This window comes from Scandinavium tedordense, assembly GCF_024764965.1.
Classification (GTDB): domain Bacteria; phylum Pseudomonadota; class Gammaproteobacteria; order Enterobacterales; family Enterobacteriaceae; genus Scandinavium; species Scandinavium tedordense.
The window spans coordinates 645,113-659,426 of sequence record NZ_JALIGG010000057.1; the positions used below are offsets into that span (position 1 = coordinate 645,113).

At 55.0% G+C, this 14,314-nt stretch carries 11 protein-coding genes; 10 read left to right on the top strand and 1 reads right to left on the bottom strand.

Annotated features, from left to right (window positions below; genetic code table 11):
• The first annotated feature begins 31 nt into the window (after positions 1-31).
• The 6 genes from msbA (at position 32) to MUU46_RS19055 (ending at position 6,040) form a co-directional block, all read left to right on the top strand.
• Positions 32-1,780: a lipid A ABC transporter ATP-binding protein/permease MsbA gene (msbA, locus tag MUU46_RS19030; RefSeq protein ID WP_258966357.1), complete on the top strand. Its 1,749-nt coding sequence runs from the start codon at positions 32-34 to the stop codon at positions 1,778-1,780.
• A complete protein-coding gene (gene lpxK / locus MUU46_RS19035; RefSeq protein ID WP_258966358.1) occupies positions 1,777-2,757 on the top strand; it encodes a tetraacyldisaccharide 4'-kinase in 981 nt (326 codons plus the stop codon). The genes msbA and lpxK overlap by 4 nt, the downstream gene beginning before the upstream one ends.
• Before the next feature lie 40 nt (positions 2,758-2,797).
• The gene (locus tag MUU46_RS19040) at positions 2,798-4,027 is read left to right on the top strand and encodes a winged helix-turn-helix domain-containing protein (protein ID WP_258966359.1); all 1,230 of its coding nucleotides are present in this window, start codon (positions 2,798-2,800) and stop codon (positions 4,025-4,027) included.
• Positions 4,028-4,081: 54 nt separating this feature from the next.
• Complete coding sequence (gene ycaR, locus MUU46_RS19045) at positions 4,082-4,264, top strand: protein YcaR (protein WP_097163568.1); 183 nt, start codon at positions 4,082-4,084, stop codon at positions 4,262-4,264.
• Complete coding sequence (gene kdsB, locus MUU46_RS19050; protein WP_159753724.1) at positions 4,261-5,007, top strand: 3-deoxy-manno-octulosonate cytidylyltransferase; 747 nt, start codon at positions 4,261-4,263, stop codon at positions 5,005-5,007. Before ycaR ends, kdsB begins: the two co-directional genes overlap by 4 nt.
• 139 nt (positions 5,008-5,146) lie before the next feature.
• Entirely contained in the window at positions 5,147-6,040 is an 894-nt protein-coding gene (locus MUU46_RS19055; RefSeq protein WP_258966360.1) for a YcbJ family phosphotransferase, read from the top strand.
• On the opposite strand, the gene elyC is transcribed toward MUU46_RS19055, so the two are convergent.
• Entirely contained in the window at positions 6,020-6,796 is a 777-nt protein-coding gene (gene elyC, locus MUU46_RS19060; RefSeq protein ID WP_258966361.1) for an envelope biogenesis factor ElyC, read from the bottom strand. The genes MUU46_RS19055 and elyC overlap by 21 nt on opposite strands.
• A gap of 122 nt (positions 6,797-6,918) precedes the next feature.
• On the opposite strand from elyC, the gene cmoM reads away from it, so the two are divergent.
• From cmoM to mukB, 4 genes are read left to right on the top strand one after another with little or no spacing between them, the layout of a single operon-like run.
• The gene (cmoM, locus tag MUU46_RS19065) at positions 6,919-7,713 is read left to right on the top strand and encodes a tRNA uridine 5-oxyacetic acid(34) methyltransferase CmoM (RefSeq protein ID WP_159753715.1); all 795 of its coding nucleotides are present in this window, start codon (positions 6,919-6,921) and stop codon (positions 7,711-7,713) included.
• Positions 7,706-9,028 (top strand): chromosome partition protein MukF, encoded by a 1,323-nt coding sequence (gene mukF, locus MUU46_RS19070; RefSeq protein ID WP_159753712.1) that lies wholly within the window; start codon positions 7,706-7,708, stop codon positions 9,026-9,028. The genes cmoM and mukF overlap by 8 nt, the downstream gene beginning before the upstream one ends.
• Positions 9,009-9,719, top strand: coding sequence for a chromosome partition protein MukE (gene mukE / locus MUU46_RS19075; RefSeq protein WP_159753709.1), 711 nt, complete (start codon positions 9,009-9,011; stop codon positions 9,717-9,719). The genes mukF and mukE overlap by 20 nt, the downstream gene beginning before the upstream one ends.
• Complete coding sequence (gene mukB, locus MUU46_RS19080; RefSeq protein WP_159753706.1) at positions 9,719-14,167, top strand: chromosome partition protein MukB; 4,449 nt, start codon at positions 9,719-9,721, stop codon at positions 14,165-14,167. Before mukE ends, mukB begins: the two co-directional genes overlap by 1 nt.
• Positions 14,168-14,314: the final 147 nt, after the last annotated feature.

Below are 14,314 nucleotides of genomic sequence, written 5' to 3' on the forward strand. Positions count from 1 at the left end.
GCGGCTATCTCAACATAAGCTGGTTTTTTGAATGCAGAACGACAAAGATCTCTCCACGTGGCAGACTTTCCGCCGACTTTGGCCAACGATTGCGCCTTTTAAAGCTGGCCTTATCGTGGCTGCAGTCGCGTTGGTACTTAACGCTGCCAGTGACACCTTTATGCTGTCGCTTCTTAAACCGTTACTGGATGATGGTTTTGGGAAAACGGACCGCTCAGTGCTGCTGTGGATGCCGCTGGTGGTCATCGGATTGATGATCCTCCGTGGCGTGACCAGCTACATATCAAGCTACTGTATTTCCTGGGTTTCAGGCAAAGTGGTCATGACCATGCGCCGCCGCCTTTTCGGCCATATGATGGGTATGCCGGTCTCGTTTTTCGACAAACAGTCCACCGGTACCTTGCTGTCACGTATCACCTATGACTCCGAACAGGTTGCTTCATCCTCTTCCAGCGCACTGATTACCGTAGTCCGTGAAGGGGCCTCAATTATCGGCCTGTTTATCATGATGTTCTGGTACAGCTGGCAGCTGTCGGTGATCCTTCTCGTACTGGCCCCGATTGTTTCCTTTGCTATTCGCCATGTGTCCAAGCGTTTCCGCAGCATCAGTAAAAATATGCAAAACACGATGGGGCAGGTGACCACCAGTGCAGAGCAAATGCTTAAAGGGCATAAAGAAGTCCTGATGTTTGGCGGTCAAGAGGTCGAAACCAAGCGTTTCGATAAAGTCAGCAATAAAATGCGTTTGCAGGGTATGAAGATGGTTTCTGCTTCTTCAATCTCTGACCCAATCATTCAGCTGATTGCGTCGCTGGCGCTGGCCTTTGTACTCTATGCGGCGAGCTTCCCGAGCGTAATGGAAACGTTGACTGCGGGTACCATCACGGTTGTGTTCTCTTCAATGATCGCGTTAATGCGTCCTCTGAAGTCTCTGACCAACGTCAATGCCCAGTTCCAGCGTGGTATGGCGGCCTGCCAGACGCTGTTCGCTATCCTCGATACCGAGCAGGAAAAAGACCAAGGTACCCGCGTTGTTGAACGTGCGAAGGGTAATCTCGAATTTAAAGACGTCACCTTTACGTATCCAGGCCGCGAAGTGCCTGCGCTGCGTGACATCAATCTGCATGTTGCTGAAGGGAAAACTGTCGCACTGGTGGGACGTTCCGGTTCGGGTAAGTCCACCATCGCGAGCCTGATTACGCGTTTCTATGATGTGGATACAGGCAACATTGTGCTCGACGGACACGATATCCGCGAATATACCCTGGCATCGCTGCGCGACCAGGTGGCGCTGGTTTCGCAGAACGTTCATCTGTTCAACGATACCGTGGCGAATAACATCGCTTACGCCCGTACCGATCTGTACAGCCGTGAAGATATTGAGAAGGCCGCGACAATGGCTTACGCCATGGACTTCATCAGTAAGATGGATAACGGCCTGGACACGGTGATTGGTGAGAATGGCGTGTTGCTTTCCGGCGGTCAGCGGCAGCGTATCGCTATTGCCCGCGCGCTGCTTCGTGACAGCCCGATCCTGATTCTGGATGAGGCGACGTCAGCCCTGGATACCGAGTCCGAACGTGCCATTCAGGCCGCGCTGGATGAACTGCAGAAAAATCGTACTTCTCTGGTGATCGCTCACCGACTGTCCACCATCGAAAAAGCCGATGAAATTGTCGTCGTCGAAGATGGGCGTATCGTTGAGCGCGGTAGTCATCAGGAGCTGCTGGAACATCGCGGCGTCTATGCTCAGCTGCATAAAATGCAATTTGGGCAATGATCGCACGTATCTGGTCTGGGGAATCCCCGCTCTGGTTGCTGCTGTTGCCGCTCTCCTGGCTGTATGGCCTGGTGAGCGGCGTCATTCGTCTCAGCTATCGTTTAGGTATTCAGAAAGCCTGGCGTGCGCCGGTTCCGGTCGCGGTGGTAGGGAATCTCACCGCAGGCGGTAACGGTAAAACGCCAGTCGCTATCTGGCTGGTGGAGCAACTTCAGCAGCACGGCATTAAAGCAGGCGTCGTTTCTCGCGGCTACGGCGGCAAAGCAGCTCATTATCCATTGCTGTTAACCTCAGACACCACCACTGACGAAGCGGGCGATGAACCGGTGTTGATTTATCAACGTACCGGGGCGCCCGTCGCCGTTTCCCCTAACCGCAGTGAGGCTGTTCAGGCATTGCTGGCAGCGCATGATCTGCAAATCATCATCACCGACGATGGTCTCCAGCATTACCGCCTCGCGCGTGATGTTGAAATCGTTGTGGTTGATGGCATCCGTCGTTTTGGCAATGGCTGGTGGTTGCCCGCCGGGCCGATGCGCGAACGCGCTTCACGTCTGAAACGCGTGGATGCGGTTATCGTCAATGGTGGCGTACCGCGTGCGGGGGAAATCCCGATGCAGCTGCGCCCTGGCATGGCCGTTAACCTTAAAACGGGCGAAAAACGTAGCGTCTCTTTGCTGACGGACGTTGTCGCAATGGCCGGAATTGGCCATCCTCCGCGTTTTTTTGCCACCCTTGAAAGCTGCGGCGTGCAGCCGGTGAAAATCGTGGCATTGGGCGATCATCAGGCGTTAAGCGCAGCGGATGTACAAGCCCTCGCGACTAACAAGCAAACGCTGGTAATGACGGAAAAAGACGCGGTCAAGTGTCGCGCTTTTGCCGGAGAAAACTGGTGGTATTTACCGGTGGACGCTGTTTTTGACGACGAGCAGGCCACACGGTTGATTCAGAAACTGGTGAGCCTGGCGCAACGCTAGCGCACCGCGTGCGGGCAGGCAGAGCTGACGAGGACTTCGAATGTCAGAAGTAACGCTTTCACTAAATGCCGCACGCCATCTTCATCTTGCCGCTCAGGGGTTACTCAAAAAGCCCCGTCGTTGCCCGAAACCGGGTGACATTCTTTCTACCATTCAACGCATGTCTTTGCTGCAAATCGACACCATTAACGTCGTTGCGCGCAGCCCCTGGCTGGTGTTATTCAGTCGCCTGGGCAGCTATCCATCACACTGGCTTGACGAGGCATTAAACCGTGGAGAGCTGATGGAGTACTGGGCCCACGAAGCCTGCTTCTTACCGAGAAGTGACTTTTCACTGATTCGCCATCGGATGCTTTCGCCCGACACGATGGGCTGGAAGTATCGCAAAGAGTGGATGGTGGAGCATGCCGCTGAAATAGAGTTGCTCATCGAGCACATTCAGCAAAACGGGCCGGTTCGCTCGGCAGATTTTGAGCATCCCCGTAAAGGTGCCAGCGGCTGGTGGGAATGGAAGCCGCACAAGCGCCATCTGGAAGGGCTGTTCACCGCCGGGAAAGTAATGGTGATTGGCCGCCATAATTTTCAACGTATATACGATTTGACCTCACGGGTGATGCCGCATTGGGACGACGAGCGCGATCTGCTCGCTCAGGAACAGGCCGAAGAATTAATGCTGCAAAACAGCGCCCGAAGTCTCGGCATTTTTCGCGGCCAATGGCTGGCGGATTACTACCGTTTACGGCAGCCTGCGTTGCCTGCCTTACTTGCACGCTGGCAAGAAGAGGGGCTAATAATTCCTGTTGATGTCAAAGGGCTTGGGGCGATGTGGCTGCATGCTGATTTACAGCCTCTGCTAGAGGATGCGCAGGCGGGAAAATTGACCGCCACCCACAGCGCAGTGCTTTCGCCATTTGACCCAGTAGTCTGGGACCGCAAGCGTGCTGAGCAGCTTTTCGATTTTACCTATCGGCTTGAATGTTACACGCCTGCACCGAAGCGCCAGTTTGGTTATTTTGTTCTGCCGTTACTGCACCAGGGAAAACTGGTGGGGCGGATGGACAGCAAAATGCACCGTAAAACCGGCGTGCTGGAAATCTTTGCCGTCTATTTGCAAGACGGCGTGCGGGTGAGCCAGGCGCTGGAAAAAGGCCTGATGCAAGCCATCAATGATTTTGCGCGCTGGCAAGGTGCCGGACGCGTGCTACTTAACCATCGACCTGCTGAACTTTTCAACGCTCAGCCAAAGGGATGGGAAATTGACGCCGCATAAACGGGCTCTGTGCTATGCTGCGGCAGATACTTTTTCGGTCCATCTGGAGGAACTATGGATCACCGCTTACTTGAAATCATCGCTTGTCCGGTCTGCAACGGAAAGCTCTATTACAGTCAGGATAAGCAAGAGCTTATCTGCAAACTCGACAGCCTGGCTTTCCCGCTGCGTGACGGAATTCCCGTCCTGCTGGAAAACGAAGCCCGTCCATTGAGCGCAGAAGAGAGCCATCCATGAGTTTTGTCGTCATCATTCCCGCGCGTTACGCTTCCACCCGTCTGCCGGGCAAACCGCTGCAGGACATTAACGGCAAGCCAATGATTGTGCATGTGCTTGAAAGAGCCCGTGAGTCTGGCGCTGAGCGCATTATCGTTGCGACGGACAATGAAGACGTCGCGCGCGCCGTCGAGGCCGCAGGTGGCGAAGTTTGCATGACTCGGGCCGATCACCAGTCCGGGACCGAACGTCTGGCCGAAGTGGTGGAAAAATGCGGATTCAGCGATGACACGCTGATCGTCAACGTTCAGGGTGATGAGCCGATGATCCCGCCAGTTATCATTCGGCAGGTCGCTGAAAACCTCGCCGCCAGCCAGTCTGGAATGGCGACGCTCGCAGTGCCTATTCACGATGCGGAAGAAGCCTTCAATCCGAATGCAGTCAAAGTCGTGATGGACGCGCAAGGCTACGCGCTCTATTTCTCACGCGCCACTATTCCGTGGGACCGTGACCGTTTCGCTCAAAGCCGCGACGCCATTGGGGACACGCTGCTGCGCCACATTGGTATCTACGGCTACCGCGCGGGTTTCATTCGTCGTTACGTCAACTGGGCACCGAGTCCGCTTGAGCAAATCGAAATGCTCGAACAGCTACGCGTGCTGTGGTACGGCGAAAAAATCCACGTTGCCGTGGCGAAAGAAGTCCCAGGTACCGGGGTTGATACCCCTGAAGATCTCGCTCGCGTGCGCGCAGAACTGCGCTAATCGCCTTCTCCCCTCCGCCCGGAGGGGAGTGTTTCCCGTTCCCTATATCTTCTTTTTCCCCGTTTTTGATCTTATCCGGTGACATCTCCGGCATCGGCGCTCATTATAAAAACAGTAGTCTTCACAGGGGTAACCAGATATGGAACAACTGCGTGCCGAACTGAGCCACTTGCTGGGTGAGAAGCTGAGTCGGGTGGAGTGTGTGAGTGAGAAAACAGACTCATCACTGTGGTCGCTATACGATGCTCAGGGAAACCCGATGCCGTTGCTGGCCCGGAGTTTCACTACGCCGGGGCTTGCGCAGCAACTGGCCTGGAAAATATCAACGTTGGCCCGCAGTGGGACCGTTCGTATGCCGGTGGTTTATGGCGTGATGACTCATGAAGAACATCCGGGGCCGGATTTCTTGTTGCTCGAACGGCTACGCGGCGTATCAGTGGAGGCTCCTGCCAGAACGCCGGATCGCTGGGAGCAGTTGAAAGATCAGATAGTCGAGGCATTACTGGCCTGGCATCGGCAGGACAGCGGCGGCTGCGTAGGCACGGTTGACAGCACGCAGGAAAACCTCTGGCCGCTCTGGTATCGCCAGCGCGTCGAAATGCTGTGGAGCACGTTGAATCTCTACAATAACACCGGGCTCACCATGCAGGACAAACGGATCCTGTTTCGCACGCGAGAATGTCTGCCCATGCTGTTTGACGGTTTTAATGATAATTGCGTCATGGTGCATGGCAACTTTACGCTGCGCAGTATGCTGAAAGATTCCCGCAGCGATCAGCTGCTGGCGATGGTCGGGCCGGGCATTATGCTGTGGGCGCCACGGGAGTACGAGCTGTTCCGATTGTCGGAGAGTAGGCTGGCTGAAGGGTTGCTGTGGCACTATCTCCAGCGTGCGCCAGTGTCTGAATCCTTCCTCTGGCGCCGCTGGTTGTATCTGCTGTGGGATGAAGTCGCCCAGTTGGTAAACACCGGGCGATTTAACCGTGCCAATTTCGATTTGGCGTCGAAATCTTTACTCCCCTGGCTCGCCTGAGCTGCCTTTTAGCCATTGCCAAATACGGCCCAGCGTTTCATAGCCCACACGGTCGCTGTGCATCAACCAGACAGGAGAAGGAATCAGGCGCTCCCACGGATTGAGCGGTGATTCAATGGCCAGCTGATTAGCTGGAGCAGGCAGTGGATTCAGGCCTGCATGGCGGAAGAAAATCATCGCTCGCGGTAAGTGTGAGGCGGACGTCACCAACAGGAACGGCGCATCGCCAATTGCTGCTTTTACCGCAGCGGCTTCTTCTTCCGTATCTTTCGGTTTATCCAGCACGATAATATCGCTGCGCGGTACGCCCAGGCTCTCCGCGACGCGTGCACCGGCTTCCCCGGTACTTACGGGATTGGTTTTGGCCGCGGCGCCGGTGAAAATCATCTTAGCACCTGGATTGGCCTGCCATAAGCGGAGCCCTTCTGTTAGACGCGGCAGGCTGTTATTGATCAGATTAGAACTCGGTGCCCATTCGGGGTTCCAGGTATAACCCCCGCCCAAAACCACAACGTACCCGACGCGCTCCGTGCCCCGCCAGGTTGGATAGGTGCTTTCAATTGGCTTGAGTAATGCATCGGCGACCGGTTGCAGGCTTAGCAACAACAGCGCCAGCCAACCAATACTAAGACAAATCTTACCACTGCGCTGGAATCGGCTGAACCAGAGCAGCGCCAGGCCGAGCGCCATCAGTAACAGCAGCAACGGTAACGGTAAAATCATGCCGCCAATGTACTTCTTTAGCGTAAAAAGCATCCTTGTTGGTTCCTTTTTTGACCATCTGACAGGGGATATGCACGGATATTACACCAGATAGCTTCCCTCTCGCTGTGGGTATGACAAAATAGCGGTTTTGTGGCAGGCAAGTGGAGTCCAGCGTGCAGGATCGCAATTTCGATGGTATCGCGGAACGATTTTCGCGCAATATCTATGGCACGACCAAGGGCCAACTGCGTCAGGCGATCCTCTGGCAGGATTTAGACATCCTGTTGGCGTCTTTTGGCGAAGCGCCATTACACATTCTGGACGGTGGCGGTGGGGCCGGGCAAACGGCAATTCGGATGGCAGAACGGGGGCATCATGTTACCCTATGCGATCTGTCAGCTGAGATGATAGCCCTGGCAAAACAGGCTGCCGACGAGAAAGGTGTGAGCCACAACATGCATTTTGTACAATGCCCGGTGCAGGAGATTGCCGGACATTTGGAAAGGCCGGTTGATCTGATATTGTGCCATGCAGTGCTGGAGTGGGTGGTCAATCCGCAAGCGGTTTTAGACGCGTTGTGGTCGGTGCTGCGTCCGGGCGGCGCGTTGTCGTTAATGTTCTACAATGCTAACGGTCTACTGATGCATAACATGGTGGTGACGAACTTTGATTACGTCGAAGCCGGCATGCCGAAGACCCGAAAACGTAAGCTTTCGCCGAACTACCCACGCGAACCGCAGCAGGTATATCAGTGGCTGCAAGAGTCCGGCTGGCTGATAACCAGTAAAACCGGTGTGCGGGTCTTTCATGATTATCTGCGTGAAAAACATAAGCAGCACGAGCGTTACGAACAGCTGCTGGCATTAGAAACACGCTATTGCCGTGAGGAACCCTGGATTAGCCTGGGTCGCTATATTCATGTCACCGCGCTCAAACCGCAGGTAGATACAAGGACTAACAATGAGTGATTTTTCCCAGACAGTCCCCGAACTGGTTGCCTGGGCCAGAAAAAATGATTTTTCGATCTCGTTGCCGGTCGACAGGCTTTCGTTCCTGATGGCCGTAGCAACGCTGAATGGCGAACGGCTTGAAGGTGAGCTTACCGAAGGTGAGCTGATTGATGCTTTCCGTCACGTCAGTGATGCGTTTGAGCAAACCAGCGAAACCATCAGCGTGCGCGCAAACAACGCGATCAACGATATGGTGCGTCAACGTCTGCTGAACCGCTTTACCAGCGAAATCACCGAAGGCAACGCCATCTACCGTCTGACGCCGCTTGGCATCGGGATTACCGACTACTACATCCGCCAGCGTGAATTCTCAACGCTGCGCCTGTCGATGCAGTTGTCTATTGTCGGTGGTGAGCTGAAACGCGCGGCAGATGCCGCCGATGAAGGCGGCGATGAGTTTCACTGGCATCGTAACGTCTATGCCCCATTGAAATATTCCGTTGCGGAAATCTTTGACAGCATCGATCTTACGCAGCGTCTGATGGACGAACAGCAGCAAACGGTCAAAGACGATATCGCGCAGCTGTTGAACAAAGACTGGCGGGCGGCGATTTCCAGCTGTGAAATGCTACTGTCAGAAACCTCCGGCACCCTGCGCGAACTACAGGATACGCTGGAAGCTGCGGGCGACAAGCTGCAGGCCAACCTGCTGCGCATTCAGGATTCCACCATGACGTACGACGATCTGCATTTCGTCGATCGTCTGGTGTTCGACCTGCAAAGCAAACTCGATCGTATTGTCAGCTGGGGCCAGCAGGCTATCGACCTGTGGATTGGCTACGACAGACACGTGCATAAATTTATCCGTACCGCCATCGATATGGATAAAAACCGCGTCTTTGCTCAGCGTCTGCGCGTTTCGGTACAGAACTACTTCGATGCGCCGTGGGCGCTGACCTATGCGAACGCTGACCGTCTGTTCGACATGCGTGACGAAGAGATGATGCTGCGTGACGAAGAGGTGACCGGGGAACTTCCACCGGACCTCGAATACGAAGAATTTAACGAAATCCGTGAACAGCTGGCGGCGCTTATCGAAGAGCAGCTGGTTATCTACAAAAATAAAGGACTGCCGCTGGATTTGGGCCTGGTGGTGCGCGAATATCTCGCACAATACCCGCGCGCGCGCCACTTCGACGTTGCGCGGATCGTGGTCGATCAGGCCGTTCGTCTGGGCGTAGCACAAGCAGATTTCACCGGACTGTCGCCGAAGTGGCAGCCGATTAATGATTACGGAGCCAAGGTACAGGCACATGTCATCGACAAATATTGAACACGTGATGCCAGTTAAGCTGGCGCAGGCCCTGGCCAATCCGTTATTCCCGGCGCTGGATAGCGCCCTGCGTTCTGGCCGTCATATTGGTCTGGACGAGCTGGACAACCATGCCTTTTTGATGGATTTCCAGGAGTATCTGGAAGAGTTTTACACCCGCTATAACGTGGAACTGATTCGTGCGCCGGAAGGTTTTTTCTATTTGCGCCCGCGTTCCACCACGCTCATTCCGCGTTCGGTGTTGTCCGAAGTGGACATGATGGTCGGCAAAATTCTCTGTTATCTCTACCTCAGCCCAGAGCGTCTGGCGAATGAGGGGATTTTCACCCAGCAAGAACTGTACGACGAACTGTTGAGCCTGGCGGATGAAGCCAAGCTGCTGAAGCTGGTAAATAACCGCTCCACTGGTTCGGATCTCGACAGACAAAAACTGCAGGAAAAAGTGCGTTCCTCTCTCAACCGTCTGCGCCGTCTTGGCATGGTGTGGTTTATGGGGCACGACAGCAGCAAATTCCGCATCACAGAGTCGGTCTTCCGCTTCGGCGCTGACGTCCGCTCTGGCGATGATGCCCGCGAAGCGCAGCTGCGCATGATCCGCGATGGTGAAGCGATGGCCATTGAAAACCATCTGCAGCTCAATGACGAGAACGACGATGCGCAACCGGACACGGATAGCGGGGAGGAAGAATAATGATTGAACGCGGTAAATTTCGTTCATTAACCCTGATTAACTGGAACGGTTTTTTCGCCCGAACCTTTGATCTCGATGAACTGGTGACCACGCTTTCGGGCGGTAACGGTGCCGGTAAATCCACCACGATGGCGGCGTTCGTTACGGCGCTTATCCCCGATCTGACGTTACTGCACTTCCGTAACACCACCGAAGCCGGTGCGACCAGCGGTTCCCGCGATAAAGGTCTGCACGGTAAGCTGAAAGCCGGTGTCTGTTACTCGATGCTTGACGTGATGAACTCGCGTCATCAGCGAGTGCTGGTGGGTGTGCGTTTGCAACAGGTTGCCGGTCGTGACCGTAAAGTGGATATCAAACCGTTTGCTATCCAGGGTCTACCGATGTCCTTCCAGCCAACCGAGCTGGTGACTGAAACGCTGAACGACAGACAAGCACGCGTGCTGACCCTTCAGGAGCTGAAAGACAAGCTCGAAGGGATGGAAGGCGTGCAATTCAAGCAGTTTAACTCCATCACCGATTACCACTCGCTGATGTTCGATTTGGGTGTTGTCGCTCGTCGTCTGCGCTCCGCGTCAGATCGTAGTAAATACTACCGTCTGATTGAAGCCTCGCTGTATGGCGGTATTTCCAGCGCCATTACCCGCTCGTTGCGCGACTACCTGTTGCCTGAAAACGGCGGCGTGCGTAAAGCGTTCCAGGATATGGAAGCGGCGCTGCGTGAAAACCGCATGACGCTGGAAGCGATTCGCGTCACTCAGTCGGACCGTGACCTGTTTAAGCATCTTATTTCCGAAGCCACAGACTACGTGGCCGCGGACTACATGCGCCATTCGAACGAACGTCGTGTGCATCTTGATAAAGCCCTCGAATTCCGTCGCGAACTGCTGTCATCACGTCAGCAGCTGGCCGCTGAGCAGTTCAAACATGTCGATATGGCGCGTGAACTGCAAGAGCACAACGGTGCTGAAGGCGACCTGGAAGCAGATTACCAGGCGGCCAGCGATCACCTGAACCTGGTTCAGACCGCGCTGCGTCAGCAGGAAAAAATCGAGCGCTATGAAGCGGATATCGATGAACTGCAGATCCGTCTCGAAGAACAAAATGAAGTGGTGGCCGAAGCCGCCGAACAGCAAGAAGAAAACGAAGGCCGCGCTGAAGCCGCTGAGCTGGAAGTGGATGAACTGAAAAGCCAGCTGGCCGATTACCAGCAGGCACTGGACGTGCAGCAAACTCGCGCCATTCAGTACAATCAGGCTATGCAGGCATTGCAGCGCGCGAAAGCGCTTTGCCATCTGCCGGACTTAAGCCCGGACAGCGCCGACGAGTGGCTCGATACCTTTAAAGCAAAAGAGCAGGAAGCCACGGAAAAACTGCTGTCTCTCGAACAGAAAATGAGCGTAGCGCAAACCGCGCACAGCCAGTTCGAGCAGGCATACCAGTTAGTTGCCGCCATCAATGGTCCATTGGGCCGTGATGAAGCGTGGGAAGTGGCCCGTGACCTGCTGCGTGAAGGCGTGAATCAGCGCCATCTGGCAGAACAGTCTACCGCCCTGCGCGGTCGTCTGAACGAACTCGAACAGCGTCTGCGTGAACAGCAGGATGCCGAACGTCTGCTGGCCGAATTCTGCAAGCGTCAGGGCCGTCACATTGAGATTGACGACCTGGAAGCGCTACACATGGAGCTGGAAGAACGTATTTCTTCACTCTCCGACAGCGTGTCCTCCGCTAGCGAACAACGTATGACGCTGCGTCAGGAACTGGAACAGCTGCAAAGCCGCACCAAGACGCTGCTGCAACGCGCGCCGATTTGGCTTGCGGCACAAAGCAGCCTGACTCAACTGTGCGAGCAGAGCGGGGAAGCATTCGAGTCCAGCCAGGACGTGACCGAATTCATGCAGCAGTTGCTGGAGCGCGAGCGCGAGGCCATTGTTGAACGCGATGAAGTCGGCGCTCGTAAGCGTGCGGTTGATGATGAAATCGAACGTTTAAGTCAGCCAGGCGGCTCGGAAGATCCGCGTCTGAATGCGCTTGCCGAACGTTTTGGCGGCGTTCTGCTGTCAGAAATTTACGACGATGTCAGCCTCGAAGATGCGCCTTACTTCTCCGCGTTGTACGGCCCGTCGCGCCACGGAATTGTGGTGCCGGATCTGTCGCTGATCGCCGAACAGCTGGAAGGTCTGGAAGATTGTCCGGAAGATCTCTATCTCATCGAAGGGGATCCATCGTCCTTTGATGACAGCGTGTTCAGCGTCGACGAGCTGGAAAAAGCGGTTGTCGTCAAAGTCGCCGATCGCCAGTGGCGTTATTCACGCTTCCCGACGCTGCCGCTGTTTGGCCGTGCGGCGCGTGAAAATCGTATTGAATCGCTGCACGCCGAGCGTGAAATTCTGTCTGAACGCTTTGCGACCCTGTCGTTTGACGTGCAGAAAACTCAGCGTCTGCATCAGGCGTTTAGCCGTTTTATCGGCAGCCATTTAGCCGTCGCGTTTGAAGCGGATCCGGAAGCGGAAATTCGCAAACTGAATACCCGCCGCGGTGAGCTGGAGCGTGCGCTCAGCAATCATGAAAATGATAACCAACAGAGCCGGGCGCAGTTTGAACAGGCGAAAGAGGGCGTTTCGCAACTTAACCGCCTGCTGCCTCGTCTGAATCTGCTGGCTGACGAAACCCTCGCCGACCGCGTGGATGAAATTCAGGAACGTCTGGATGAAGCGCAGGAAGCCGCGCGCTTTATTCAACAGCACGGTAATCAGCTGGCGAAACTTGAGCCGGTTGTGTCGGTACTGCAGAGTGACCCGGAACAGTACGAGCAACTGAAAGAAGACTTTGCGTATTCTCAGCAGGTGCAGCGCGATGCACGTCAGCAGGCGTTTGCCCTGACCGAAGTTGTACAGCGCCGCGCGCACTTTGGTTATACCGATTCGGCTGAAATGCTGAATGGCAACACCGATCTGAACGAGAAGCTGCGCCAGCGTCTGGAGCAAGCCGAAGGCGAGCGCACCCGCGCCCGTGAAGCGCTGCGTAACCATGCGGCGCAGCTCAGCCAGTACAGCCAGGTGATGGCGTCACTGAAAAGCTCCTACGACACCAAAAAAGAGCTGCTGACCGACTTACATCGCGAATTGCAGGATATTGGCGTACGTGCTGACAGCGGGGCGGAAGAGCGTGCGCGTTCCCGTCGGGACGGGTTGCATACGCAGTTGTCCAATAACCGTAACCGTCGTAATCAGCTTGAAAAAGCATTGACCTTCTGCGAAGCGGAGATGGATAACCTGACCCGCAAGCTGCGTAGCCTTGAGCGTAACTACCTCGAAATGCGTGAGCAGGTTGTCAGCGCGAAAGCGGGCTGGTGTGCGGTGATGCGTCTGGTGAAAGACAACAACGTCGAACGCCGTCTGCACCGTCGCGAGCTGGCATACCTCTCTGCCGACGATCTGCGCTCGATGTCGGATAAAGCGCTGGGTGCGCTGCGTCTGGCTGTGGCGGATAACGAACACCTGCGCGACGTGCTGCGCATGTCCGAAGATCCGAAACGTCCTGAGCGTAAAATCCAGTTCTTCGTGGCGGTGTATCAGCATCTGCGTGAGCGTATTCGTCAGGATATTATTCGTACCGACGATCCGGTTGAAGCCATCGAACAGATGGAAATTGAGCTGGGCCGCCTGACCGAAGAACTGACGGCGCGTGAGCAGAAGCTGGCGATCAGCTCCCGCAGTGTGGCGAACATCATTCGCAAGACCATTCAGCGCGAGCAGAACCGTATTCGTCAGCTCAACCAGGGTCTGCAAAGCGTATCGTTCGGGCAGGTTAACAGCGTGCGTCTGAACGTTAACGTACGTGAAACGCACTCCACGCTACTGGAAGTGCTTTCCGAGCAGCACGAACAGCATCAGGATTTGTTCAACAGCAACCGTCTGACCTTCTCTGAAGCGCTGGCGAAGCTGTATCAGCGCCTGAATCCGCAGATTGATATGGGCCAGCGTACGCCGCAAACCATCGGTGAAGAGCTGCTGGACTACCGTAACTATCTCGAGATGGAAGTCGAAGTTAACCGTGGTTCTGACGGCTGGCTGCGTGCGGAGTCTGGTGCGCTGTCGACCGGTGAAGCGATCGGTACCGGGATGTCGATACTGGTGATGGTTGTGCAGAGTTGGGAAGATGAAGCCCGACGTCTGCGTGGCAAAGATATTTCGCCATGCCGTCTGCTGTTCCTTGATGAAGCGGCTCGTCTGGATGCCCGTTCCATCGCCACGCTGTTTGAACTGTGCGATCGTCTCGAAATGCAGTTGATCATCGCGGCACCGGAAAATATTAGTCCGGAAAAAGGCACTACCTATAAACTGGTGCGTAAAGTCTTCCAGAATACTGAACACGTTCACGTGGTCGGCCTGCGTGGTTTTGCGCCTCAGCTTCCGGAACCCTTACCTGGAACGGCGGATGCGTCTTAGCGCTAAATAGTTATTTTTAAACAAGGGCGACAGCGATGTCGCCCTTTTTGTTGTCCCTTTTTGGGTGGAGAGGGGTATTATCTTTAATCTTCTTTACATTTGGTCAGGCAAAAGTATTTTTGTCTTTATATACTGAGAGTAAGCCCC